The 24417-nt window shown below is 43.8% G+C and carries 24 protein-coding genes; 20 read left to right on the top strand and 4 right to left on the bottom strand.

Annotated features, from left to right (window positions below):
- Window positions 1–135: 135 nt before the first annotated feature.
- The 9 genes from AC3EBE_RS04525 to AC3EBE_RS04485 all read left to right on the top strand — a co-directional run bounded on the left by AC3EBE_RS04525 (window position 136) and on the right by AC3EBE_RS04485 (window position 11786).
- The gene (locus AC3EBE_RS04525; RefSeq protein WP_488593814.1) at window positions 136–2496 is read left to right on the top strand and encodes a glycoside hydrolase family 65 protein; all 2361 of its coding nucleotides are present in this window, start codon (window positions 136–138) and stop codon (window positions 2494–2496) included.
- Between the two features lie 4 nt (window positions 2497–2500).
- Entirely contained in the window at window positions 2501–3751 is a 1251-nt protein-coding gene (locus AC3EBE_RS04520) for an ABC transporter substrate-binding protein (protein ID WP_488593813.1), read from the top strand.
- Between the two features lie 268 nt (window positions 3752–4019).
- On the top strand, window positions 4020–4901 hold the full coding sequence (locus AC3EBE_RS04515; protein WP_488593812.1) for a carbohydrate ABC transporter permease: 882 nt from the start codon (window positions 4020–4022) through the stop codon (window positions 4899–4901).
- A complete protein-coding gene (locus AC3EBE_RS04510; RefSeq protein ID WP_488593811.1) occupies window positions 4901–5731 on the top strand; it encodes a carbohydrate ABC transporter permease in 831 nt (276 codons plus the stop codon). Before AC3EBE_RS04515 ends, AC3EBE_RS04510 begins: the two co-directional genes overlap by 1 nt.
- Before the next feature lie 21 nt (window positions 5732–5752).
- The gene (gene pgmB, locus AC3EBE_RS04505) at window positions 5753–6430 is read left to right on the top strand and encodes a beta-phosphoglucomutase (protein ID WP_488593810.1); all 678 of its coding nucleotides are present in this window, start codon (window positions 5753–5755) and stop codon (window positions 6428–6430) included.
- Window positions 6431–6496: 66 nt separating this feature from the next.
- A complete protein-coding gene (locus AC3EBE_RS04500) occupies window positions 6497–7519 on the top strand; it encodes a LacI family DNA-binding transcriptional regulator (protein WP_488593809.1) in 1023 nt (340 codons plus the stop codon).
- 87 nt (window positions 7520–7606) lie between these two features.
- The gene (locus AC3EBE_RS04495; protein ID WP_488593917.1) at window positions 7607–8596 is read left to right on the top strand and encodes a carbohydrate kinase family protein; all 990 of its coding nucleotides are present in this window, start codon (window positions 7607–7609) and stop codon (window positions 8594–8596) included.
- Window positions 8580–10049 (top strand): sucrose phosphorylase, encoded by a 1470-nt coding sequence (gene gtfA / locus AC3EBE_RS04490; RefSeq protein WP_488593808.1) that lies wholly within the window; start codon window positions 8580–8582, stop codon window positions 10047–10049. Before AC3EBE_RS04495 ends, gtfA begins: the two co-directional genes overlap by 17 nt.
- Before the next feature lie 117 nt (window positions 10050–10166).
- Window positions 10167–11786: a glycoside hydrolase family 13 protein gene (locus AC3EBE_RS04485; protein ID WP_488593807.1), complete on the top strand. Its 1620-nt coding sequence runs from the start codon at window positions 10167–10169 to the stop codon at window positions 11784–11786.
- Window positions 11787–11894: 108 nt separating this feature from the next.
- Here AC3EBE_RS04485 and AC3EBE_RS04480 read toward each other — a convergent pair whose 3' ends face one another.
- Window positions 11895–12302 (bottom strand): hypothetical protein, encoded by a 408-nt coding sequence (locus AC3EBE_RS04480; RefSeq protein WP_488593806.1) that lies wholly within the window; start codon window positions 12300–12302, stop codon window positions 11895–11897.
- Between the two features lie 218 nt (window positions 12303–12520).
- Here AC3EBE_RS04480 and AC3EBE_RS04475 point away from each other — a divergent pair, with 218 nt between their 5' ends.
- On the top strand, window positions 12521–12688 hold the full coding sequence (locus AC3EBE_RS04475; RefSeq protein ID WP_488593805.1) for a hypothetical protein: 168 nt from the start codon (window positions 12521–12523) through the stop codon (window positions 12686–12688).
- A gap of 302 nt (window positions 12689–12990) precedes the next feature.
- Window positions 12991–13968 (top strand): aldo/keto reductase, encoded by a 978-nt coding sequence (locus AC3EBE_RS04470; protein ID WP_488593804.1) that lies wholly within the window; start codon window positions 12991–12993, stop codon window positions 13966–13968.
- 53 nt (window positions 13969–14021) lie between these two features.
- Here AC3EBE_RS04470 and AC3EBE_RS04465 read toward each other — a convergent pair whose 3' ends face one another.
- Window positions 14022–14873, bottom strand: a complete 852-nt coding sequence (locus AC3EBE_RS04465; protein ID WP_488593803.1) for a TVP38/TMEM64 family protein — start codon at window positions 14871–14873, stop codon at window positions 14022–14024.
- Window positions 14874–15153: 280 nt separating this feature from the next.
- On the opposite strand from AC3EBE_RS04465, the gene AC3EBE_RS04460 reads away from it, so the two are divergent.
- From AC3EBE_RS04460 to AC3EBE_RS04450, 3 genes are all read left to right on the top strand, one after another.
- Window positions 15154–15942, top strand: coding sequence for an SGNH/GDSL hydrolase family protein (locus tag AC3EBE_RS04460; RefSeq protein WP_488593802.1), 789 nt, complete (start codon window positions 15154–15156; stop codon window positions 15940–15942).
- Between the two features lie 159 nt (window positions 15943–16101).
- The gene (locus AC3EBE_RS04455; RefSeq protein WP_488593801.1) at window positions 16102–16629 is read left to right on the top strand and encodes a hypothetical protein; all 528 of its coding nucleotides are present in this window, start codon (window positions 16102–16104) and stop codon (window positions 16627–16629) included.
- 132 nt (window positions 16630–16761) lie between these two features.
- On the top strand, window positions 16762–17748 hold the full coding sequence (locus AC3EBE_RS04450) for a Gfo/Idh/MocA family protein (RefSeq protein WP_488593800.1): 987 nt from the start codon (window positions 16762–16764) through the stop codon (window positions 17746–17748).
- Window positions 17749–17866: 118 nt separating this feature from the next.
- Here the strand turns inward: AC3EBE_RS04450 and AC3EBE_RS04445 are convergent, their stop codons facing one another.
- Window positions 17867–18292 carry an Lrp/AsnC family transcriptional regulator gene (locus AC3EBE_RS04445; protein ID WP_488593799.1) on the bottom strand — a complete coding sequence of 142 codons (426 nt, stop codon included), beginning with the start codon at window positions 18290–18292 and terminating at the stop codon, window positions 17867–17869.
- 162 nt (window positions 18293–18454) lie between these two features.
- Between AC3EBE_RS04445 and AC3EBE_RS04440 the strand changes: the two genes are divergently transcribed.
- Together AC3EBE_RS04440 and AC3EBE_RS04435 are read left to right on the top strand one after the other, a co-directional pair.
- Window positions 18455–18709, top strand: coding sequence for a DUF1272 domain-containing protein (locus AC3EBE_RS04440; protein WP_488593798.1), 255 nt, complete (start codon window positions 18455–18457; stop codon window positions 18707–18709).
- Window positions 18681–19235, top strand: coding sequence for a cysteine hydrolase family protein (locus AC3EBE_RS04435; protein ID WP_488593797.1), 555 nt, complete (start codon window positions 18681–18683; stop codon window positions 19233–19235). The genes AC3EBE_RS04440 and AC3EBE_RS04435 overlap by 29 nt, the downstream gene beginning before the upstream one ends.
- A 179-nt stretch (window positions 19236–19414) precedes the next feature.
- Here AC3EBE_RS04435 and AC3EBE_RS04430 read toward each other — a convergent pair whose 3' ends face one another.
- Window positions 19415–20635, bottom strand: a complete 1221-nt coding sequence (locus AC3EBE_RS04430; RefSeq protein ID WP_488593796.1) for a DUF438 domain-containing protein — start codon at window positions 20633–20635, stop codon at window positions 19415–19417.
- Window positions 20636–20971: 336 nt separating this feature from the next.
- Here AC3EBE_RS04430 and AC3EBE_RS04425 point away from each other — a divergent pair, with 336 nt between their 5' ends.
- From AC3EBE_RS04425 to AC3EBE_RS04410, 4 genes are all read left to right on the top strand, one after another.
- Entirely contained in the window at window positions 20972–21916 is a 945-nt protein-coding gene (locus tag AC3EBE_RS04425) for a S41 family peptidase (RefSeq protein ID WP_488593795.1), read from the top strand.
- 92 nt (window positions 21917–22008) lie between these two features.
- The gene (locus tag AC3EBE_RS04420; RefSeq protein ID WP_488593794.1) at window positions 22009–22914 is read left to right on the top strand and encodes a GNAT family N-acetyltransferase; all 906 of its coding nucleotides are present in this window, start codon (window positions 22009–22011) and stop codon (window positions 22912–22914) included.
- 36 nt (window positions 22915–22950) lie between these two features.
- Window positions 22951–23793, top strand: coding sequence for a GNAT family N-acetyltransferase (locus tag AC3EBE_RS04415; RefSeq protein WP_488593793.1), 843 nt, complete (start codon window positions 22951–22953; stop codon window positions 23791–23793).
- Window positions 23794–24004: 211 nt separating this feature from the next.
- Window positions 24005–24148: a hypothetical protein gene (locus tag AC3EBE_RS04410; protein WP_488593792.1), complete on the top strand. Its 144-nt coding sequence runs from the start codon at window positions 24005–24007 to the stop codon at window positions 24146–24148.
- The last annotated feature ends 269 nt before the right edge of the window (window positions 24149–24417 follow it).

The following is a 24417-nucleotide window of genomic DNA, read 5'->3' as shown; positions in this document are numbered from 1 at the left end:
AAAATATTTTTTTAGTGTTTTACGAAAACGTTTTCTGCAAGCGTTATCAATTTTACAACGAGATTTGACGGATAGAGGAAGCGTTTTATTTTTTTAGACCAAATCTAAAACGTTTTCGACAGGAGGTTTTGTTTTATGATGGATTATTCTTTAGGTAAAGGTGAGTTTGAAAACTGGGTTGTTTCGGATGTAGCTTTCTCGGCTGACACTCTTGGCAAGACAGAGGCTATTATGTATCTTGGCAATGGGTATATGGGGCTTCGGTCAGCTGCTGAGGAACCGTATCTGCAGGAAACGAGGAATTTGTTCATTGCGGGGACCTTTAACAAGTTCGATTTGAATGAAGTGACTGAGCTGCCTAACATCGCAGACATCACCAGGATGAATATCAGGGTTGACGGTGAGCGTTTCAGTTTGGAATTCGGCACTGTGAAAGATTATGTTAAACAGCTAAACTTAAAAACTGCTGAACTATCAAGAAGTTTTGAATGGACATCGCCAAAAGGGAAAGCGCTTCGTTTCCACTTTAGAAGATTCGTCTCACTGGATAATCTTCACTTAGTCGGCATGAAGATGGAGGTAGAGTCGCTTACGCACCCGGTTTCGATTTCATTTGATTCAGGCATCGATTCACAGATGACAAACTCCGGAGTCCAGCACTTCCATGAAGGTGACAGGAGAATTTTTGATAAGAAATTCGTCCAGCTGGTGCAAACTACGACTGAATCAAAAGTAGATATTGTGCTGAACACGGTCCATGATGTTACTGTAAATGGCAGTAAAACCGATGTTGAGCCGATAATGGGTATGGATCGCCGGAAAGTTTGGCTTCAATACAGCCTGGAGCTGCAGCCCGGTGACACTCTGGCTATGGAGAAACTGACAACCATTCATACCAGCCGTGATAAAGAATATGCTGCACAAGAATATCAACTTGAATTATTGCGTGAAAAGTCGATGGAAAATCTTCGCAAAGCTTCTTCAAAAAGATATGAAAATGTATATAAGGAGCATGTTGCTGCTTGGGATGCAAAAGTTTGGAGCAAGTACAACTTTACGGTAAACAGCGAAGATCCATTTGATGCACTGGCTTTGAGGTTTGCCATCTATCATTTGACGGTGATGACACCAGCACATGATGAGCGAATGGGAATAGGGGCAAAAGCTTTAAGCGGTGAGGGCTATAAAGGCCACTCATTCTGGGATACTGAAGTGTTCATCCTTCCATTCTTCATCTATTCTAATCCAGAAGTGGCAAGATCCCTTCTGAAATACCGCTACCTCGGCCTTGTAGGGGCTGGGAAAAAGGCGGCAGAGAATGGATATGAGGGAGCTATGTATCCATGGGAAGCGGCCTGGCCGACAGATGGCGAAGTAACGCCAGTCTGGGGAGCTGTCGATATTGTGACAGGCAAGCAGACCAAAATCTGGTCAGGATTTATTGAACAGCATATTACCTCAGATATTGCATTTGCTGTTTGGCAATATTATAAAATCACGAATGACCAGGAGTTCATGGATCACTACGGCTACGAAATCATTTTTGATACAGCTCGATTCTGGGCAAGCCGACTGGAGTGGAATGAGCAGAAGCAGGAGTACCATATCAATAATGTTGTTGGGCCAGATGAGTATAAAGAGCATGTTGACAACAACGCATTTACAAACCATATGGCTCACTTCAATATAAGCCTGGCAATGAAATACTATGATGAGTTGAAAGAAACGAATCCGGCAATTCTCGGTGGTCTGGAAGATAAGCTTAGCCTGACAGATTCATATAAATCATGGGAAGAAAAAATCGGGAATATTTATCTGCCTCAGCCGCGAAAAGAAGATATGGTGATTCCTCAGGATGATACTTACCTGAACAAGAAGGTCATCAATCTTGAAAAATATAAGAACCAGTCAAAAGTAGGCACACTATTTCATGACTATAATCTCGATCAGGTAAATGAAATTCAGGTTTCCAAGCAGGCAGACATCATGATCCTGTTCCTGATGCTTGAAAATAGATTCAGCCATGAAGTGAAGCAGGCAAACTTTGATTATTATGAGCCAAAAACGCTGCATGATTCATCGCTTAGCCTATCAACACATGCCATCCTTGCAAACGACCTGGGCAGAGAAGAAATGGCTTACTCATTGTTCAGGAGAGCAGCGGAAATTGACTTGGGTCCTGCCATGAATTCATCTGACCATGGTGTCCACGCAGCATCGCTTGGCGGCATCTGGCAATCTGTCGTCCTAGGATTCGGCGGAGTAAGAATGGTTGATGGAAAGTTGAGAATCAATCCAAGATTGCCAAAGCACTGGAATGACTTAAGCTTTACAATCAACTGGCAGGGCAGCCAGCTGCAGCTGTACATGGATCATTCTACATTGACCATAAAAACGGAAAAAGAAGTCTCTTTAGTTATTGAAGTATTTGGACAGAAGTATGAAGTAACAGGTGAAACAAAGATAAATTATATAAACCAAAATGTGGAGGTTTAAAGCTATGAAAAAGTTAGCGGTATTTGCACTGGCAACATCCTTGATGGTTGGACTTTCAGCATGCAGTTCTTCGTCGGAGAAGACTGACAATGCGAAAGGCGGAGACGAAATAACCTTGGCAGTATGGGGTTCTTCACCAGCTGAGACAAAAGCACTTGAAGCAACAATTGACAGCTTTGAGAAGGCTTCAGGCAAAGATGTGAAGGTGGAAGTAATCCAGGATAATTTCCAGGATGCCCTGACTGCACGTTTTGCAGCGAAAAATGCTCCGGATGTATTCTATATGGAAGCTTTCGCAGCACCTAAGTTCATCAAGAGTGGTGTCCTCGCAGACATTTCAAAAGAAGCAAAGAACCAGGAAGATTTCTATGAGCCTCTGATTGATTCGTTCAAAGGGGAAGATGGAAAGCTATACGCTCTGCCGAAAGACTATTCAACTTTATCACTATATGTGAATACGGACCTATTAACAAAGGCAGGATTCAAGGTTGAAGATATCCCTTCTGACTGGGAAGGACTTCTCGGATTCTCTGAGAAAGTACAGGCAAAATTGGATAAAGGCCAGGCTGCAATGGTATTTGATAACACAATGGCACGTCACCTTAGTGCTATGATTGCAAGCGGCTTAAATCCGGTAACAGAGGATGGAAAAGCAGATTTCACTTCCAGCCCTGAAGCAATTTCCTATCTTGAATCTCTTGTAGAAGGACAGGACAAAGGCTATCTGGCAAATCCAAAGACGGATCTTGGTGTTGACTGGGCAGGCGCAGCATTTGGTACGAATAAAGCGGTCTTCATGATTGAAGGAAACTGGGTATTGAGCGCCTTGAAAACAGATTACAGTGACGTCAAATATCAGGTTCTTCCAGCCCCTACGGTTAATGGAAAAGAGCAAACAATGACCTTTACTGTTGGCTATGCAATTGCCAAAGATTCAGAGAACAAAGAAACAGCAGCTGAATTCATTAACTATATGACTGGTGATGGCCTGAAACAATGGAGCGAAGGTTCTGGAACTCTTCCTCCACGAATCTCTACAGCGGAAGAAATGAAGGTTAATGAAGATTCAGTTCTGAAAGCGCATGTTGAAGGTGCAGAGTATGGAACTGTTTGGTCTTCAGGTGTGAACCTGCCAGTTATTTCACAGGCATTCGATAACCAGTTCATGGCTGCACTGAACGGTGATAAGTCAGTTGAGCAGGCGATGAAGGATGCGGAAAAAGAAGCAAATGATGAAATTGCCCGCCAGGAATAAAAAGGATACGATTTTCAGCAGGAAAGCTTAAAAGATTGTACTAAGCAGGGGGCTTTAGTGCCCCCTTTCTTTATTAAGGAATCTAATTTACAAGTTTTACAGTTAGTTCGAGTGTCATTAGTTTTTGCTGCTTCACATGGATTGTTGCTGTTTAAGGCGGATCCCTATTGAAAGGATAGGAGCTTATGAAGTTCCTGGTCAGACAGCGAAGAATGGAACGAAAACAAAAATTTAAAAAGAATAGAGCCTACTTAAAGAGGTGAACGAAATGAACAGCAAACGCCTTCACAATCTTCAAGGGTATTCCTTTATGATGCCTGCCCTTCTAGCCATCCTTTTCTTTACGATCGTCCCAGTCGTTTATGCTTTTTTCCTGATGTTTTTCAAGGTTGATATGCTTGCGGGGACAAGGAATTTCATTGGTTTGGATAACTTTCGAAAAATATTCGAAGACCCAAAGTTCTGGGCTTCATTCTATAATACATTCCGATATGTATTGGTCGTAGTCCCAATACAGACGATCATTGCATTGGCTCTTGCAGCATTATTGAATAATAAAGTTAAATTCAGCCGCGGCTTCCTGACGGTCATGTTCATTCCGACCTTGACGTCATCTTCTGCTATGACTTTGATTTTTATGTGGCTGTTTAACAATAACGGGCTTGTCGTCAATACAATCGAGGACCTGTTTGGCATAAGGCTGGAATTCTTGACCAATCCTAGTCTGGCATTGACGGTCATTATGATCATGAATATTTTTTCAACAGTCCCACACTTCATGATCGTATTTCTATCAGGCTTGCAGGATATCCCTGAAAGCTTATACGAGGCAGCTTCGCTTGATGGTGCTTCGGCATTTAAACAATTCCGCCATGTCACTGTCCCACAGTTAATGCCAATCACTTTTTATGTTGTGACGATGGGATTGGTTGGCTGCTTCCAGATATTTGACCAGGCATTTATTTTATCGAATGGTACAGGCGGACCGCAAAACTCAACGCTGACATTCTCCCTCTATATTTATCAGCTGGCATTCAACAGCAATGATATGGGACGCGCCACGGCACTGGCATTTGTCCTGGGAGCGATTATCTTCACCGTAACTTACATTGTAAACAAACTACTCAAAGCTGATGAGGTGAATGGGTGATGAGAAATAGGAAAAGCAGTAAAATGAAGGCGATTGTGTATGCTTTGCTTATAGGGTATTCACTTTTGACCCTTGCCCCGTTTCTTTGGAGTATTTTGACTTCCTTTAAGACAACAGCGGAAATTGCAAGCGGCGGTACTTTTTTTCCACAGGAATGGAGCACTGCCGGCTATGAAAAAGTATTTGATTCACAGCTTCCAACATGGGTAATGAATTCACTGATCGTAGCTCTCGTAACCACTCTGATCAATCTCGTGGTCAACACGATGGCTGGATACGCACTCGCACGAATTGATTTCCGAGGCCGAAAAGCTCTGTTCAGCGCTCTGTTGGCTTTGATTATGATTCCGTCACAGGTAACCATGATCCCATTGTATATTGTGGTTTCGAAACTGGGCTTGGTGGACAGCCATTGGTCTATTATCCTTACGACGATGTTCAATATTGCCTATATTTTCATGATGCGCCAGTTCTTTGTCAACTTCCCGAGGGATGTGGAGGAAGCGGCAACGATGGATGGGCTGTCCCGGATCGGAACGTTCTTTCGGATTGTCCTCCCAAATGCCAAGGCAGCGGTTGCTACGCAGGCAGTATTTGTTTTCATGGGAGTATGGAATGAATTCATGAAACCGCTCCTGTTCATTTCAAGCCCAGACCGTTACATGCTCACACAGGGATTGAACGCGCTGGCAAAACAATTCAGGAATGCTACTGCATGGGATGTCATCATGGCAGGATCGCTGATTTCGATCATCCCGATTTTCATTATCTATATCATTCTGAATAAATACTTCATTCAGACGAATAATCAGACAGCAGGCGTGAAATAAATCGTTAAAGGAGAACGGAAATTGAATTTAAAAGCAGTTATTTTCGACTTGGATGGCGTGATCACTGATACCGCGGAATGGCATTTCCTCGCATGGAGGGAATTGGCGAGCAGTATCGGGATCAGCTTCGACAGAGAATTCAATGAGGAATTAAAGGGTATTAGCCGGATGGAAAGCCTTGAGCGGATCCTTGAACTGGGCGGAATCGCACATACCTTTACTGAAAAAGAGAAACTGGAGCTTGCACATCGTAAAAATGAGCACTATGTCCGCCTCTTGGCTCAAATGACACCGGAGAATATCTTTCCGGGGATCAGAAGTTTTCTTGATGAACTGAAGAACAATCAAATCAAGATTGGGCTGGCTTCTGCAAGCAAGAACGCCCCATCCATTCTTGATGCCTTGCAGATAACAGACTATTTCCAAGTGGTGGTCGATCCCGGTGAAGTCGCACAGGGCAAACCCGCACCTGATATTTTCCTTGCAGCAGCAGAGAAGCTATCAGTCAATCCGCTTGATTGTGCTGGGATTGAGGACTCGGTTGCAGGATTGCAGTCCATTCGCGATGCCGGGATGTTCTCTGTTGGGGTAGGTACCTTGGAAATCATGAAAGCAGCAGGAGCCGATCTAGTCCTTGGCAGCACAGCAGAATTAACACTGGAACGATTGAGCAGTATGTTCAACTCAAGATCACAGTGATGATTGACAGAGAGTTAGGCGTCTTTGATAATCAAGGAAAAGGGAACAGCAGGAGATGGTTTGTAGATGGCTACTATTAAAGATGTGGCTAAAAAAGCAGGGGTATCGGTCAGCATGGTCTCAAAGGCTTTTAATGATTACCCTGATATTAGTGAAAAAACAAAAAAGCTGATTCTAGAAGTTGCGAAGGAGTTGGACTATTCTCCTAATCTGGTTGCGAAAAATTTGTCATCCAAGAAACAGAATACCATCGGCCTGATCACTTCAGGTTTTTTTGAGAGTGGCATCAAAGACAACACGAACTCCTTCCAGCTTTTTAAAGGTGTTTATGCAGCGGTGGAACAATCCCAGCATGAACTGGCGATCTACATGATCGATTCGCAAAAGCAGAAGCAGAAAAGCTATGCAGCCTTTTGCAAGGAACGGAATATAGGCGGGGCAGTTTTGTCAGGTATCCGAATTGATGATCCCTTCTTTCTTGAACTGATCGATTCTAATATACCTTGTGTTGTCTTGGATGTGAAATTAGAGAAAGAAAGCGCATTAGTGGGGTCCGTGTCTATCGACAATTTCGAAGCCAGCAAAGAGATAGCTCGTTACCTGCTGGAGCGGAACCATAAAGACATTGTCATCGTCGCTGGCAAGGCAGAAGCGTGGGTGAACGCAGAACGGCTGTCTGGCGTTAAGGAAGCATTACGCGAACAGGGATTCGAACTAGGTGAAGAAAATATCATCCATGGCGATTTTTCCGAGGAAAAGGCGTACCAAACGACAAAAGAACTTTTACAGCAAAAAGCTCCTACTGCGTTTTTATGCTTCAGTGACCTTATGGCATTGGGTGTCATGAAAGCGGTTAAGGAGAAAGGCCTTAGAATCCCTGAAGATGTTTCCGTAACGGGATTCGATGGAATATTAATCAGTGAGTTTACGCAGCCTCCGCTTACAACCATCCAGCAGGATTTTTTTGAAATGGGAAAGCAGACGGCACTGCTGCTCCAAAAGATCATGAATGATGAGAAAACCGACAGGAATGTCACGGTTGATCATCTGTTCATCGAGCGTGAGAGTGTGTCGAATTGTACAAAATGAGTGTAAACATACCCAGGATTACGATGCAGACCGGTTTTGGTCTCCATCTTTTTTCTTTATCTGAGAGGTTGTAAAGGAGGAAGCATGTTGTTTCATTTCGATAGAAGTGTTGATTTTATGGATAAAGTGAATGATGTTTTGACAGTTGGTGAGATCCTGATCGATATGATATCCGAAGAATACGAGGAAAACGGCCAATCCAATGTTTACCGGAAATTCTTTGGAGGATCTCCAGCCAATATCGCGATGAATGTAAAAAAGCTCGGGATCAATTCGCGTGTTGCCTCTTCAGTCGGGGAGGACCGATTAGGAAGGTTCCTGACTCATCACCTGCAGGATGAAGGTATTGATCCATCACTTATCCAAACATCGGCGGATCAATCAACCAGCATGGTGGTCGTCACGAAGAGTAAAGGTACACCTGAACCGATATTTTATCGGGATGCTGATTATCATTTAGAGTATTCACCGAAACTAGAGGAAGCTTTGGTGAATACGAAGATATTCCATTTTTCATGCTGGCCTATTTCCAGGATTCCTGCGAGGACTACGATTGAACGGTTAATTGAAAAAGCAAAGGAAAATGGGATTTTAGTAGGTTTTGACCCTAATTATCACCCAATGATCTGGCCAAAGGATGAGGACGGGTTGTCCTATATCAAGTCGATTATCAGCATGTCGGATATTGTGAAACCGTCAGAAGATGACGCTGAACGATTGTTTGGCAAGGATACCCCGGAAAAGCAGATCAGCAAGTTCCTGAATCTTGGGGCTAAATTAGTGATCATGACACTCGGAAAAGATGGAGCTATTGTTTCGAATGGCAGTGAAACGGTTTCGATTCCATCCCTCGCAGAAGAAGTGGTTGATACTACGGGTGCAGGGGATGCCTTTTGGTCAGGGTTTTATACCGGGTTGGTCAAAGGAGAAACTGTTCGTGATGCACTGAAAATCGGTTCTGCCGTCAGCGCCTACAAGCTCAGGCACACAGGAGCTGTTGTAGATTTGCCAGCAGTGGAAGAGCTGAAACGATTATACAAAGTTGAGGAGGGTCTTATCGATGGGAGTGAAAAATAAAGTTCAGTTAATTACATATCCCGATTCCCTGGGGGGTGACCTCAAAACATTGAATGAAGTGTTAACAACACATTTCTCCGATGTATTCACAGGCGGAGTGCACATCTTGCCGCCATTTCCTTCTTCAGGAGACAGAGGGTTTGCACCGCTTACCTATCTGGACATAGAACCGAAGTTTGGCACATGGGAGGATATCAAAAGGATTGGCGAGAATTTTGATATACTCGTTGATCTGATGGTAAACCATATTTCCCAGAAGTCTGAGTATTTCCAGGACTTTATGAAAAAAGGTCGCCGTTCTAGGTATGCTGATCTGTTCATTACGCTTGATAAAATCTGGGAAGACGGCAAGCCAGTCCAGGAGGATATCGACAAAATGTTCCTGCGCCGCCCGCTTCCTTACTCCACTTTTACCATAGAAGAAACCGGCGGGGAAGAAACAGTATGGACAACATTCGGGAAGACTGATCCATCAGAACAGATCGACCTTGATATCAAGTCGGAGCAGGTTAGGCAGCTGCTTCGAGCGTTCTTTGAGAACTTTAAAAATAATAATGTGAAAATAGTCCGTCTTGATGCGGTTGGCTATATCGTGAAAAAGTTAGGGACAAGCTGTTTCTTTGTTGAGCCGGAAATTTATGAATTCCTGGACTGGATCAGGGAGCTTGTTCAATCATTAGATATCGAACTGCTTCCTGAGGTTCATTCACACTATTCCATCCAGTATAAGCTCGCGGAACATGGCTTCTGGATCTACGATTTCATTTTGCCATACAGAGTCCTTGATACTTTGGTGAACAAATCAAGCAGGGACTTGAAGGCTTACCTGAAGGATCGCCCGCATAAGCAATTCACGATGCTGGATTGCCATGATGGAATCCCTGTGAAGCCGGATTTGGATGACTTGATTGATACGAAAGAAGCGAGGAAGCTGGTCGATGTTGCTCTCGAGCGCGGCTCAAATCTCAGCTTGATTATGAGTGACGAGCATAAGGCTGAGGATGGGTTCGATGTCCATCAGATCAGGTGCTCCTACTATTCGGTCCTTAATTCAGACGATGATGCCTACCTCGCAGCAAGGGCAATCCAATTGTTCACACCAGGTATCCCTCAGATCTATTATGTCGGCCTGCTGGCAGGGGAAAATGACGTCGAGCAAGTTGAGAAAACTGGAGAAGGGCGCGAAATCAACCGCCATAACTATACACTGGATGAAATTGAGCAATCACTCGAAAAAGAAGCAGTCCAAAGGCTTCTTACCCTGATAAGATTCAGGAATGAATACGATGCGTTCAACGGAACCTTCGAAGTACTGGATTCTCAGGATGATGAAATCCGGCTTTCATGGGAGAAAGAAGATAAGCATTGCCAGCTGTATATAGACCTTAAAACAAACGAGACCATCATCAATTATATTGATGAGAATGGAAAAACAGTTAATTATGCAGTATAAGGACAGAGACATGGGTACGGTTCTTGTGTCTCGTACGGCTGTCGGGATATAGGGGGAGGAGCGTAGAGTTGCTTTGCGCTTCTTCTGTTTTTTTTAAAAGAAGAGGGGAAGATACGGATGAAAAAAGTTTGGTGGAAGGAAGCTGTTGTCTACCAGGTATACTGGCGAAGCTTTTACGATACAGATGGTGATGGCTACGGAGATCTCCAGGGCGTCATCGATAAATTGGATTATATTAAAGAACTCGGGATTGATGTGATTTGGATCAACCCTTTCTATGAATCTCCTGATGTTGATAATGGCTATGACATTTCTGACTACCAGTCCGTGATGTCAAGAGCAGGAGATATGGCCACTTTTGACCGTTTGCTTGATGCTGTGCACAAACGAGGTATGAAGCTGATCATCGACCTTGTCATAAACCATACGTCCGACCAGCATCCCTGGTTTTTGGAGTCGCGCTCTTCAAAGGACAACCCGAAGCGGGATTATTATATTTGGAAAAAAGAAAAGAATAACTGGCGGTCATATTTCACTCCGTCTGCATGGGAGTTTGATGACCAAACGGGAGAGTACTATTTCCATTCATTCGCGACAGAGCAGCCTGATTTGAACTGGGAAAATCCAAATGTCCGGGAAGAAATCTATCAAATGATGCATTTTTGGCTGAAAAAAGGAATCGATGGTTTCCGGATGGATGTCATCAATTTGCTGGCAAAGATCGATGGTTTCCCGTATGCGGATAATCCGCAGGATATCTCCTACTTAGGCAATAATCCAGGAATTCATGACTACTTGAAAGAAATGCATGAACAGGTTTTGCAGCATTATGATGTATTCACCGTTGGAGAAATACCATTTGTCACACCAGAGGAAGGTGTTTTGTATGTCGGTGAGGACCGGAACGAGCTTCATACCCTCTTCCATTTCGAGGTTTGTGATTATATGGCTGCATGGGATATGAAGAAATTTAAAGAGATACAAAAGAGATGGTATGAAGGCATGTGGGGAAAAGGCTGGAACTCGCAGTTCTTAAACAACCATGACCATACAAGATTGGTAACAAGGTTCGGCAATGATGCGGCTTACCGGGTGGAATGTGCTAAATGCTTTGCAGTCCTGCTGCATACTTTGCCAGGCATGCCATATGTTTATCAAGGCGAAGAGATTGGAATGACCGGCGTCCGGTTCGATTCAATCGACGATTACAATGATATTGCAATGAAGAATAAGTATAAGGAGGAAGTTGAAAAAGGGGGAGATCCTGAACAAGTTCTTGAAAGTCTGCGCCTTCTCTCCCGTGATAATTCAAGAACCCCGGTTCAGTGGAATGCATCGGAAAACGCCGGCTTCACCACAGGTCAGCCATGGATCAAAGTCAATCCGAACTACAAAGAAATCAATGTTGAGCAAGCACTTGCCGATCCAGACTCCGTATTCCATTTCTATAAAAAGCTTATCCAGCTCCGCAAAGAAAACGAAATAATGATCTACGGAACCTATGAAACTTTATTAGACGATCATGAAGAGATCTATGCTTTTACACGAGAACTCGAAAACGAACGCTGGCTCGTGATGTTGAATATATCAGACAGCCATACCCAGTTCGACCTGCCTAATCAATATAACCTTAAGCCAAGCGAGCTCGTATTAGGGAACTATCCAGTTGAAAAATCAGAACCTACCACTTCTATATCGATGAAGCCCTATGAAGCAAGGATTTATCGGATTCGTTAATCAGAGAGCACGGGGACTGCCGGGAGCACGGGGACGTACCTGGTGCTTCCATTTTTGCTGCTAATAATTATGGAAGCAGAAGAAACGTCCCCGTGCTTTATTGCTGTCTCATTTTGCATTATAATCCCTAAGACTCTTAAACCGCTTCTTCTTCTTCTTCATATACTTCTCGTTAAGAACCAATACTTTCCGGTTCTCTGTAGCTGCATATTTACGGTAAACGATTTTATATTTTTCGAATGTGAGGTGTCCAAGGAAGTAAACAGGAAGGGTGATGGCCAAAAGAATGATTGCACTCTTAATGAAGTGAAACTGATGGCCAGCTACATAGATCGTAATGACTGCCTGGGATGCGAAAGCGACGGTCAGGGTGATTAGCACGTTAAAGATATGGAAGACGAATACTTCTTTTTCCTCGCGAAACATCCGCTCCAGTTCATTTTTAAAAGTGAGGGTTATGAATACTGATATCACAATGAATACAAGGGAAACAAAATACGTAAACACAGTCACCATATTGCCTGGCCTCCTCCATCAATAATCCCCTTTTTAAGCATTGTAACACAACAGTGAAGCACGGGGACGTAGCTGGTGCTTCTGTCTTGAGGCGAGGATGGAAGCAGGAGAAACGTCCCCGTGCTCCCGCGTCAACCGGCACACAAGATTACATACTTTTCCTGTTCTTGAGCAACATAAAAAGAAAATACCACCAGTAAAAACTCAGGAGGTAAGCCATGAGAGATAATAAAGAAAGAAATAAGACTACGGACAATAGAAACAATGTCCAAAGCGAAGAGTCATTCGAGATTAGCGAAACTGGTTACGGGCTGGAATCGGTTGAAAAGGGTACTGATTTCGCAGCGGGAGATAGCAATACTTCTCCTGGCTGTGGCGGGCTTTAAAAGAAGGAGTGCAGCATAGGTTGTTAGGGGCTTAGCTTTTTAAAAGGTTAAGCCCTCTTATTATTCTGGTTGGCCTCTTGCCATATGGAAGCAAGAGATACGTCCCCATGCATCTGGAAGCAAGAGATACGTCCCCATGCTTCGGCCACTTGCGACATGAGCACAAGAAACGTCCCCGTGCTTCTGCAAAATGGAAGCAGTAGATACGTCCCCATGCTTCGAGGCTTGAGAAGCGTCCCTGTGCTTCTAATATGGTAGAATGGCTTGCAAAGGTTTTGAGTTTACATAAGGAGGAGTCTGGAATGAGAAAGCTGCCTATTAATGAAAATGGTTTTAATGCTTCGGAGCTTGTTTTTGGCTGCATGGGGCTTGGGGGAAGCTGGGATGATCAGCCGATTGAGCCGGCACATGTGAAGCAGGCGCATGAGGCGGTGGAAGCGGCGCTGGCTTCAGGAATCAATATGTTTGACCATGCTGATATTTATACAAGGGGTAAGGCGGAGAAGGTCTTCGGACAGGTTTTAAAAGAAAGGCCTGGGCTTCGTGATGAAATCATCATCCAGTCGAAGTGCGGCATTCGTTTCGCTGAGCAGGAGTCTGGACTGCCAGGAAGGTATGATTTTTCAAAATCGTACATTCTTAATAGTGTGGATGGCATTCTTTCAAGGCTTGGAATCGAGCACCTGGATATCCTGTTGTTGCACCGTCCTGATCCGTTGATGGAGCCAAGCGAGGTTGGAGAAGCATTCCGTCAGCTCAAGGCTTCCGGCAAGGTGCGTTCGTTCGGTGTTTCGAATATGAGTGCAGGACAAATGCGCTTGCTGCAGCAGCATATGGATGAAAAAATCATCGTCAACCAACTGGAAATGAGCCTGCATAAAATTGGCTGGCTCGACACGGGTGTCCATGTCAATCAGGAAGCTGCACGCCAAAACGTCTTCCCGGAAGGAACGCTGGAGTATTGCCAGATGGAGAATATCCAGATTCAATCATGGGGCTCGCTTGCAAAAGGGCTCTATTCCGGAAAAAACATTGAAAATGAAAGCGAAAGTGTCAAGAACACGGCAGCATTGGTACAAAAGCTCGCCGAGGAGAAGCAAACGACAACAGAAGCCATCGTTCTTGCGTGGCTGATGAGGCATCCTGCTGGCATTCAGCCTGTCATAGGCACGGTAAATCCTGACCGGATCAAGGCTAGCGCTGATGCAGTCAATGTCACTCTGACCCGTGACGAATGGTATACATTGTATGTGAGCTCACGTGGTGTTAACCTGCCTTAATGCTTTGATACGGGGACGTGTCCATGCGTCCCCATCCTCTTATCTTCCTTCCATTACAATCCACGTTCCCTACTTAAAAGCTTCTTCGTTACAACGGTAACCCCAAAGAGAATTAGAACAATAGCAGACAATCCGAACATCAATTGCGGTGCAGATAATGAAAGCCTCTCAGCCAGCACTACTGAGTATGCAAGCAACGTTGCCGTTAGGAACTTTGAGATCGAGGCAATGAGCAAGAACTTTTTTGGAGATACCTGCCCAATGCCTGCTCCTACACAGATGATTTCATCTGGGAGAATCGGAATGATAAACAGCAGGAACATAATCAGGGTTTCATTTTTTGCAACATAATGCTGGTATTTTTCCAGCTGCTCAGCCTTGATGAACCTGGATATGAATTTCCTTCCACCGTATCTGGCGGCAAAAAACATGGTTGAAATCCCAAGGAGTGTTCCTGGAAAAGCAACGGCTGCGGCAACGGCGGGCCCGAATACCGCGCTCGCACCCGGGATGGTAACAGCTTCCGGAATCGGAAGGAGGATCGGCTGGGCGAAACTGATGAAAAAGAAAATATATTTCGCGGCTTCCAGATGTTCTTTTAACAAACCTTCAAATCCATACGCATCGGTAAAAACCATTACTTTTGTTACATAAAAAATTGCCAAAACCAGCAGTAATACTGCACCAAAATAAAACAGGATCATCCTATTTATTTTTAAAAGATGGTTCCGCTTCGTCATTATGAAAAATCCATCTGCTGCTAAAACCAGGAGCAGAGCACTTAAATAAATCACTTTAAAAAGTGGCAGGACTGTAGGCAGTTGAAACAATACAAAATAAATAGACACTATGCTTATAAACAGATGCAGAATCCATTCCTGCACTTCTACTCTATGTGAGACCAAGTCAATTCTCCTTTATGATTTTTGCTTGTGTTTACAGTATAGGGAAGGCGCAGAGTGGAATCGTCACGCTTAGGTTTGAAATTGCTGTAGGACCTGGGGCTGATGAAGCGGGAACTGAAAGGAAGGCTGGCATTCTTTAATGTCACACGCTAATTACTAGCGGATGACCGTCGCTGTAGCTAAAGCGATTTTAAAAAAGTAAAGGATTAACCACGGTTTTGTGGAATATGTTTTTTACTAAACTTAAAAGCGAATCCATCTCTGAAAGGATTGTGGAAAATTGAGATTAAGATACTTGTTCGGAAGTGTCATCATTGTCCCTTTCTTGCCATTTTTATATTTTCAAGGGAAAAGAGTCAGGGCCAGTACACCCGTGTTGCCAGAAGCGGAAGGATGTACGGGCTGTGTTAGGCTGGAGGGAGATAGGGAGTTTCGTATCATTTTCCTTGGAGAGAGTTCGATTGCCGGTGTGGGGGTTGATCATCATGAAGAGGGGTTCGCTGGTGCTTTTTCAAGAGAATTAGCAGCAAAAATGAATGCGACGGTTCATTGGGAAGTGTATGCCAAAAGCGGCTATACGCTAAAGAAGGTGACTGAAAGGATCGTCCCGGGGATTCCTGATCAGAAGGTGGACCTGGTAGTGGTAGGCCTTGGTGCAAATGATGCCTTTACTCTGAATAATCCATGGTCCTGGCAAAAGCAATCTGAAAAGCTGGTTTCCGGTTTGAGGTCTAAATTTGAGGATGTGCCAATCGTGTTTGGCAATATGCCGCCGATTAAAGACTTTCCGGCATTTCCATTTTTAATGAGAGTTTTCATCGGCAATTTGGTTGATATATTGGGAAATGAGCTGCTGACTACAGCTTCAAAATTTGATGGAGTCCATTACAGTGATGCGAAAATGAGGGTAAAGGATTGGAAAGCAAAATTTAATGTGGAGGATAGGGCTTTTTTTAGCGATGGGGTCCATCCCTCAAAGCTTACCTATGAGTTGTGGGCTAGTGAATTATCCGCATTTGTTTGGGAGAGAGAAAAGCTGTGGAACAGGGACATGTCAGGTGCCCGATGAAAACCCCGAAGCAAGGGGACGTACCTGGTGCTTCTTTTTCTATGAACTTCTAGAGGGCAAGCCAGTCTCATTCACTCTTTTAAAATAGTCAATTCTTGTCAACTATTCGAACCTTCTTATAATATAGAAATGTTACGTTACACAAAAAGAGGGATGTTTGTGGGGAAAATAAAGAGAAGGCAAAAGCCAACTGTAAAGAAACACGGAAGCGAATATTTAAAAATGGCTTTTGGTGATGAGTATTATTTTAACGAGAAGAAGGTAAACTTTTCTTTTGCCTGGAAACACCCCATTCTAACGTGCTTTATGGGAATTAAGTATATCTTTCCTAACTTCTATATGATGTCGACACCTTCTTATATGAAAGCGTATGGATGGGGCTTATACATGTGGGTTCTGTATTTACAGCTGATGCTGCTGTTTGCGTCTGGAGAAATCGTAGGATTCATCATCAATAACCAATTTACGTTCAATGAGTGGGATGATGGTTTAGTTTATGTATTTGCAGGTCCTTTTTTATTCATGTTTGCCATGTTCTCTGCTTTTAGGTTGGTCATTTTCATCCTAGAATGGATCCGCTTATTCAAGAAAGATAGCAAACTATTATACGGAATAAGTGCTTTCCTCTTTTACGGTTTCATACTTTTGATGGTAGCCGGGCAGGTGACCGGGGAAATAAACGGATGAGAGGGACAGGAACACGGGGACGGTTCTGGCGTTCCACAAAACGTGGAAAATGCATTTTAGTGAAAGATCACTGGAATATCAGGGGTTGTTCTTTTTCTTGTCAATTAGTAACTTAAGGAGTTGGATGAGACGATGGGCGATAAAATAATCAAATGGGGAATCTTAGGGACCGGTTTAATAGCAAGTGCGTTCGCGAGGGATTTAAACTTTGCTGGGAATGCGGAAAAGACTGCTGTTGGCTCACGTACTAAAGAGAGTGCTGAAAAGTTTGCGGAAGAGCATGGGATTGAGCGTGCGTATGGCAGCTACGAAGACCTGGTACAGGACCCGGATGTCGATGCCATTTATATTGCCACGCCACACCCTTTTCATAAGGACAATGTATTGGCATGTCTTCGTGCTGGCAAGGCTGTGCTTTGCGAGAAGCCTTTTACCATAAACAGTGAAGAGCTAGAAGAGATCATTCAAGTTGCAAGAGAGAAGAAGGTTTTCATGATGGAAGCAATGTGGACACGCTTCTTGCCTGCAATTGTTAAAGCCAGGGAATGGATTGACAGTGGAAAAATTGGCGAAGTCCTTTTAGTAAAAGCGGATTTTGGCTACCGTGCAGCCTGGGACCCAGAATGGCGATTGCTTAATCCCGCGCTTGGGGGAGGAGCGTTGCTTGATCTAGGAATCTACCCGGTATCATTCGCCTCCATGATTTTTGGAACAAACCCGGAGAAGATCATGAGTACTGCTCACATTGGTGAAACGGGCGTTGATGAACAGTTTTCTATTATCATATCCTACCCTTCAGGAAAAACCGCCACCCTTAATGGCGCCTTACGAGTGGGGTTAACGAACGAAGCTTACATACATGGAACAGAAGGATACATCCGGATTCCCTCCTTCTCCAGCGCAAAGTCAGCAACCTTGTATCAGGATGGCGAAGAAGCAGAAACATTTCATGACGACAGACAATCCGCTGGTTATGCGTTTGAAATAGAAGAAGTAGGCAGATGCCTGAATCAAGGACTGTTAGAAAGCCCCGTCATACCGTTGGACGAATCATTAAAAATCATGAAAATGATGGACGAAATCCGAGCACAGTGGGGATTCAAATATCCATTTGAGTGAAGCACGGGGACGTACCTGGTGCTTCTTTTTTTGATACAGGGGAGCGGAAGCGCAGGGGCGTACCCAGTGCTTCCTTTTTGAAACATGGAAGCAGAAGATACGTCCCCGTGCTCCCATTCTAGCAGCTTATCGGTTTGTTCTTTACAGGTGAAGACAATCTGATCATTGTGGAGGGCTGGCCGTATTTCATTGATTCGTCAATAAAGGATTCTAAGGTTTGAACCGATCTTGTCGTTAGTTTTACAACAAAGTTGTATTGCCCTGCCAGGCGGTGACATTCCGATACCTCTGGGTGATCCTTGCAAAACTGGATGAACTGGTCACATTTTGTATTGGCATAGAGGATGATCGCCATGATTGGTTTTTCAATTTTTTCGGCATTGATCACCGCTCTGTAACCCTCGATTACCCCTTTATCTTCTAACTTCTTTACTCTTTCATTCACTGCTGGAGTAGATAATCCAACTTTTTTTCCTAACTCTGTAAAGGAGATACGAGCATTCTCCTGCAAATGAAAAATGATATCATGGTCGATTTCATCCATATTTAACACCTCTTTTAATTATTAAGTGAAACGAGTGAAATACAATGAATATTAAGGTATTTATGTAAAATACAGTAATTAATTCATGTAAGAAATGCAATGGGTAAAATAAAATATTATTTAGAAACAAGAAAAATATGTAAAATCTAGGAGGCGGTGAATATGGCTTTATTAATGAAAACAGAGTGTGAAAAGTGCACGAAAACAATACAGGAAACTGAATTTGCCTATATTTGTGTGCATGAATGTACTTTCTGCCAAGGCTGCACAGAAGATATGGCACATACTTGGGCCAAACTGCGGAGGAGAACTAGTGCAGAGGCCGAGGAGGACAGGAGCAGTCATCAGCTGTCCATTATAATCGAAACGAATATCAGGAGGTGTTCTAATGGAAGACAAAGCGTTAATTGTTGTTGATGTCCAAAAAGCATTTGAAGATAAAAAATGGGGGGAAAGAAATAACCCTGAGGCCGAAGAGAACATCTCAAAATTATTAGGTTTTTGGAGAAAAAACGGTTGGAAGGTCATATTTATTCAGCATTTGAATGAGAACCCACAATCAGTTTTTCATCCTGGCGGGGAAGGCTTCAAGATTAAAGAAATCGTTAGGCCGCTGGTTAATGAACTAGTCTTAACAAAAACGGTGAACAGTGCGTTTATTGGAACGGATTTAGAAGAAATCTTAAGGACGACTGAACTCAACACTGTGGTGATCACTGGACTCACTACACAACATTGTGTGTCTACGACGACTAGAATGAGTGGGAACTTAGGCTTCAAAACTTATCTTGTATCAGACGCCATCGCTGCTTTTGAACTTTACGACCATAATGGTAAACATTATTCAGCAGAGGAAATCCATAATGTATCTTTAGCTACCCTTCATGAGGAATTCGCAACCATCCTTTCAACGGAACAATTGATTGCTCATTTCGGGCAATAGGAAAAGGGGAGGGTTCCATTGGGAAGCACGGGGACGTACCTTGTGCTTCTTTTTTCGTCTAATGGGAGCAAAAGATACGTCCACATGCTTCAGGGGAACACATTTGAGTGAAGCATAGGGACGTACCCAGTGCTTCTTTTTTTTGTGATGGAAGCAGTAGATACGTCCCCGTGCTTCAGTTAGGACAAGATCCGTTTTTCTCCTTCAATGGCCTGGATGGGGTCGATGTTTTGGGTAAATTCGAGTGTGCCCATGTATTCCCCGTCTTCATCGCGAACAGCGAAATATCGGATGTACACGTATTTGTCCCCGAACCTGATCCAGAAATCTTCCGTATCTTTTTTGCCGGATTTGAAGTCTGCCAGCAACTCTTCAACCACATGGACGCTGCGTGGCGGGTGGCAGTTTTGGACGGTGCGGCCAATGACTGCTTTTGTCCGCGCGAAGATTCTCTCTTTTCCATGGGAGAAATAGCGGACGACATCATCCTGGTCAATGAAGGTGAGATCGACAGGCAGGTGATTCATGAGCAGCTCGAGCTGCTTCAAGGAAAGGATGCCCGTCTCCATTTTGATATAGCCCTCAGAAATGGCGTTTGCGTCAATCGCCTTACGGGCAGGTTTCCATTCCTGTACAGCTTCTATCAGACAATAGCCGATCTCGTCACTTTCACGGGCGATTTTTACCCATTCATCTTCCGTAAAGTTTTGTACGGCCATCGGGAAGAGGATGTTTTCTTCTCTGTAAATCATTTCACTTACTTCTCTGAGGACAAAGTGGATTTCTTGGGCCACTCCATTTTTGTCCCCAGCATACTTGGCAAGCTTCTGCTTTGCCAGCTTGATTCCATCCCGAATGAAATCATCGATCCGCCACATATTTGTCGTTGGACCATAAATACCGTACTTTTCCAGATAGGGGAAGATTAAGTTCTCCTTACGGCTGTAGTGCTTATCCAAGTCATAGAGCAGATTGCAATCCTCCAGTAAAAGATTGATATTTTCACCACTGTCTTCTAATATAAATTGCTCAAGGTGAACCTGAAGCCTGTTTTGTAAAAGCTTTTCGATTTCACGGTTTTCCAGTTCGAATGTATGGACCGGATGTCCAGGCTGGTTTTCTGGTCTTTTAACGGAATAATCTTCTTCAATTGCCCCTTTAAAAATGGAGGAGTGGGCGTCATACAGCCGCTTCATGTCATCCACAGAAAGGTCTCCCTCCTCGTGCTGAAGCTGAGATATCTCCTCAATCGTTATTTTTCCAATAAGAGCGTCAAAATGAGCTTTGACCTCTTGTGGATTTTTCCCATCATGCAAATCTTTGAAAAGCTGTTTCAAGATTACCTTTCGTTTTGTGGAATCTATAGCTTTCAATTCACGATTATTGATTATTTCGCTCATAACTATGCTCCTTCCAGAGTTTAAAAACAGATGTAATTGGATTGATAATGCTTCTCAGGATAAAAGTAACACGGTGCAGAAAAATTAGTAGTGATGTAAATCATTTAATTGGTTCTTAAGAAGAATATTTCTGAAGGAAGCACAGGGACGTACCCAGTGCTTCTTTCTTATGTAATGGAAGCGGGAGATACGTCCCCGTGCTTCATGGAAGCAGTAGATAAGTCTCCATGCTCCCAGTCCCCGTGCTCCCAAACGGCCCCTGTGCTTCTGAAGGATTATTGATAAATTAATAGAATTAAATTTATTAGTACTTGTTTTAGGGAGGTTTTGATTTTTGTGAATGGCTTGACGGGTGAATTTCATCTTTTTGTGAATAGGAGTTTGAGGCTGTTGCGGGAGAATTATGTTTTTCCTGATGTAGCGGAGGAGATTTGCAGCCTTTTGGAGGAGCGGATGAGGGATGGCCGCTATTTTGATGCTGAGAGCTACGAGGATTTCAAGAAGCTTTTTGAAGAAGATATCCAATCGATTAATTATGATAAGCATTTGCATATCTGGCTGCAGGGGGAGGGTGCGGATGATTCTGAGGAAGTGATGGCTGAGTACAAGCGGGTTGCCGAGAAGAATAATTATGGCTTTCATAAGGTGGAGCGCCTTTCTGGGAATATTGGATACATTGATTTGCGGGTTTTTTATGATATGGATAGTGTGCCGGAGGCTTCTGAGACGGGGATTCATGCGATGAATTTAGTGGCTCACACGGATGCTCTGATCATTGATTTGCGGAAGAATATCGGTGGGAGTCCTTATATGGTGGCACTGATTGCCTCTTATCTTTTAAAAGAGCCAACCCAAATCGAGAGCTTTTATAACCGCAGCGATAATAAGACGTCCCAGGTGTGGACGCAGCCATATGTGCCAGGGAAACTATATCTCGATAAGCCGGTATTCATTTTAACGAGCATGAAGACTTTTTCCGCGGGGGAGCTGTTTGCTTATGCCATGAAGCATCTCGGCCGGGCGGTTGTCATCGGTGAAAGCACGGGTGGCGGTGCCCAGCCAGGCAACTATCATCAGGTCACGCCGAAATTGCGGCTATTCATTCCATCCGGTAGATCCATCAGCCCCTTTACTGGCCATAACTGGGAAGGCGAGGGAGTCCAGCCGGATTACGAGACAACCGCAGAAGAAGCGCTGTCAGTTGCCCAGCAGAAAGCATTGGATGCAATTAAAGAAAAATACAAAGACCAGCCAGAGTTTGGGTTTTTGTTTAAGGATTAAAGTGGAAGCACGGGGATGTGGAACATGGGGACTGTTCTCGCGTTCCAACTGGAACAAGAGAACCGTCCCCGTGTTCCTGAGGAGGGAAAAGAATGAAGGTCGAGGCACTAACAAATGAGCATATTGGAGACTTTGTAGCATACTGTAAAAAACACCGTAGGGAACTGGATGATTCTTTTTTGTATGATGAGGATTTGCAGAGTTTTAAGGTTGATGCGGAGAATCCAACTTATCTATTGACTGACGCAAGTGGAGAAATAAAGGGAGCTGTCTCTCTAATTCTCGATGACTATCATCGAAGAGGGAAAAGGGCAAGGTTGCGGATTTTTCATTGTGAGTCGGATGACGCGCAAAGCTATGAGAAGCTGTTTGCGGAGATTTTGAAGCATACAGATTCATTGGATCATGTTTTTCTATTTGTACCCCTGCTCAATCAAATATTGCAGGATGTTATGCAGAAGCTGAAGTTTGATGTGGAAAGGTACACATTTTTGCTGGTCAGAGGGGATTTGGAAGTACAGGAACCTGCCATTCCAGAAGGATTTGAGATTAGGAGTTTCAGGCCGGGAGTGGATGAGGATGCCTGGTGTAAGGTCAGGAATGCAGCGTTCTCGACTCTGAAGGGCAGTGAGACACCGATTACACCGGATATGGTCGCGAAAATGCCTTCGGAATCTGATTATCTTGAGGGCGGAATGATGATCCTTTTTGAAAACGACCAGCCAGTTGGAGTCGTGAGAGGCGCGGACGATGAATATGAAGGTTCACCGATTATGAATATCGGACCCCTGGCCATTTTACCAGAGTTTCAGGGGAAGGGATTAGGCAGGGCTCTCTTAAGAGCATCGATCAAGTTTTCGAAGGAAAAAGGATACGAAAAATGCGTGTTGTGCGTGAATGCCGACAATGAACAGGCTAAGGCTCTCTACCTGCAGGAAGGGTTCGAGCAGGTGGAAGGGGTCGTGTGCTATCGGTATGAACTAGGGGGAAATGAGTAACTTGGCATTTTTTTAAAAAGATGGGGGATTGATGGGATGATCAGGCTGGTGAAGTATGAAGATCTTATGCTCTTTAAAAAAGATGTAATGAGCTTTTTGGAACAGGATGAAGTGGTCAACAACCTACCGTTGGGTTTGCTGCAATCGATCGATAAAACCCCTTTGTTGATGGCTGTTGTGCTTAAGGATGAAGAAATATCCTTGACCATGCTTCAAACCCTGCCGAGCAAGATCATTTTATCCAAAGCTGCCTCTTTTTCACCTGACGAGGTCCAATCGATCGCAGAACAGATGCATCAGTCGTTTGAGAGTATTCCTGGTCTTATTGGGGACAGGAAGCTGGTTGTTGAACTCTCTGGGCACCTTTCAAGTCGAAGAGGGGTGTCATCAACCGTGGAAATGAATCAGGGCTTATACAAACTGGAAAAAGTGAAGCGGAAGATCGTTTCACAAGGGAAGCTTCGGGCGTTAAGGGAAGATGATTCTTTTTTAAAAGAGTGGGTGTATGAATTTTGCAAGGATGCGAACCTGCCGATTGCAATGGATGAAGCGGACGCCAAAGCCAGTGAGTTGGTTCGGAAAGGAAACGTGATGGGATGGGAAGTTGGCGGGGAGATTGTTTCCATGGCCAATGCAACAAGACCGACGAAAAGGAACATAACCGTCAATTTTGTCTACACACCCGTCAAGCATAGAAAGAAAGGCTTTGCTTCTGATTGCGTCGCAACCCTCTCGCAAATGATGTTAGATCAAGGCTACCAATCAACGAGTCTTTATACCGATCTCAGCAATCCCACCTCCAATAAAATCTATCAGGAAATTGGGTATGAGATGGTTGCCGATGCAGTTTTAATGGGGTTGGGAGAAAAGCCCGGTTGATAAATCAATCAGAAGCCAGAGACGGTACTAGGAAGGGCACGAGGAAATTCTCGTGCCCTGATCTTTTTCATAACGAAAGTAAAAAATATAAAGATAAGATAAAAGAAATGATAATGTTTGTTAATATTCTGTCAATTAACCATTTTTTAAAATGAAAAAATGTATGATGGGACTGTAGTAAAAAATTTGATCTATTGAGGGAGGAATTCAAGTGAAAGATTTCAAAAAATGGCTTATGACTTTCATGGCAGCATTGATGGTAACATTCGTAGCTACAGGCTGCAGCAGCGAAGATTCTGACAATCCCGACACTGAAGAAAATCAAGAAGAAGATACTACTGAAACCGAAGAATAAAGTAAGTGGGGCATGGCAAGGTCTGAGACCACTAAAAAAGCACCATTAAGTTAATCTTTGTTTCCGGGCTGTTTTTAAAGGTGGGTAGAGCAGGCCATTTTGGAGGATAGGATTATTGCCTATCCTCTTTAAATTTATCGCTAAAACAGTGAATGTTGCTTGTAAGACCAAGCTTAGTAGACCGGAGCTCTCGGCATAATCTAACTCGCTGACATTTTGTACTCAATGCCGGATTGATCGCATTAATGCAGACCAAGAAGCAAGTTTGA

Source organism: Mesobacillus sp., assembly GCF_057785455.1.
The sequence above is the reverse complement of the archived record's forward strand: the minus strand, read 5'-3'. Positions and strand labels throughout refer to the sequence as shown.

Bases quoted from the DNA above. Each gene is read 5' to 3' on its own strand.
- AC3EBE_RS04420 (WP_488593794.1), top strand. From the start codon at position 22,009: ATGAAGGTCGAGGCACTAACAAATGAGCATATTGGAGACTTTGTAGCA.
- AC3EBE_RS04435 (WP_488593797.1), top strand. From the start codon at position 18,681: ATGGAAGACAAAGCGTTAATTGTTGTTGATGTCCAAAAAGCATTTGAA.
- AC3EBE_RS04485 (WP_488593807.1), top strand. From the start codon at position 10,167: ATGAAAAAAGTTTGGTGGAAGGAAGCTGTTGTCTACCAGGTATACTGG.
- AC3EBE_RS04515 (WP_488593812.1), top strand. From the start codon at position 4,020: ATGAACAGCAAACGCCTTCACAATCTTCAAGGGTATTCCTTTATGATG.
- gtfA (WP_488593808.1), top strand. From the start codon at position 8,580: ATGGGAGTGAAAAATAAAGTTCAGTTAATTACATATCCCGATTCCCTG.
- AC3EBE_RS04430 (WP_488593796.1), bottom strand. From the start codon at position 20,635: ATGAGCGAAATAATCAATAATCGTGAATTGAAAGCTATAGATTCCACA.
- AC3EBE_RS04470 (WP_488593804.1), top strand. From the start codon at position 12,991: ATGAGAAAGCTGCCTATTAATGAAAATGGTTTTAATGCTTCGGAGCTT.
- AC3EBE_RS04480 (WP_488593806.1), bottom strand. From the start codon at position 12,302: ATGGTGACTGTGTTTACGTATTTTGTTTCCCTTGTATTCATTGTGATA.
- AC3EBE_RS04525 (WP_488593814.1), top strand. From the start codon at position 136: ATGATGGATTATTCTTTAGGTAAAGGTGAGTTTGAAAACTGGGTTGTT.
- AC3EBE_RS04520 (WP_488593813.1), top strand. From the start codon at position 2,501: ATGAAAAAGTTAGCGGTATTTGCACTGGCAACATCCTTGATGGTTGGA.
- AC3EBE_RS04510 (WP_488593811.1), top strand. From the start codon at position 4,901: ATGAGAAATAGGAAAAGCAGTAAAATGAAGGCGATTGTGTATGCTTTG.
- AC3EBE_RS04450 (WP_488593800.1), top strand. From the start codon at position 16,762: ATGGGCGATAAAATAATCAAATGGGGAATCTTAGGGACCGGTTTAATA.
- AC3EBE_RS04500 (WP_488593809.1), top strand. From the start codon at position 6,497: ATGGCTACTATTAAAGATGTGGCTAAAAAAGCAGGGGTATCGGTCAGC.
- AC3EBE_RS04415 (WP_488593793.1), top strand. From the start codon at position 22,951: ATGATCAGGCTGGTGAAGTATGAAGATCTTATGCTCTTTAAAAAAGAT.
- AC3EBE_RS04445 (WP_488593799.1), bottom strand. From the start codon at position 18,292: ATGGATGAAATCGACCATGATATCATTTTTCATTTGCAGGAGAATGCT.
- AC3EBE_RS04440 (WP_488593798.1), top strand. From the start codon at position 18,455: ATGGCTTTATTAATGAAAACAGAGTGTGAAAAGTGCACGAAAACAATA.
- AC3EBE_RS04475 (WP_488593805.1), top strand. From the start codon at position 12,521: ATGAGAGATAATAAAGAAAGAAATAAGACTACGGACAATAGAAACAAT.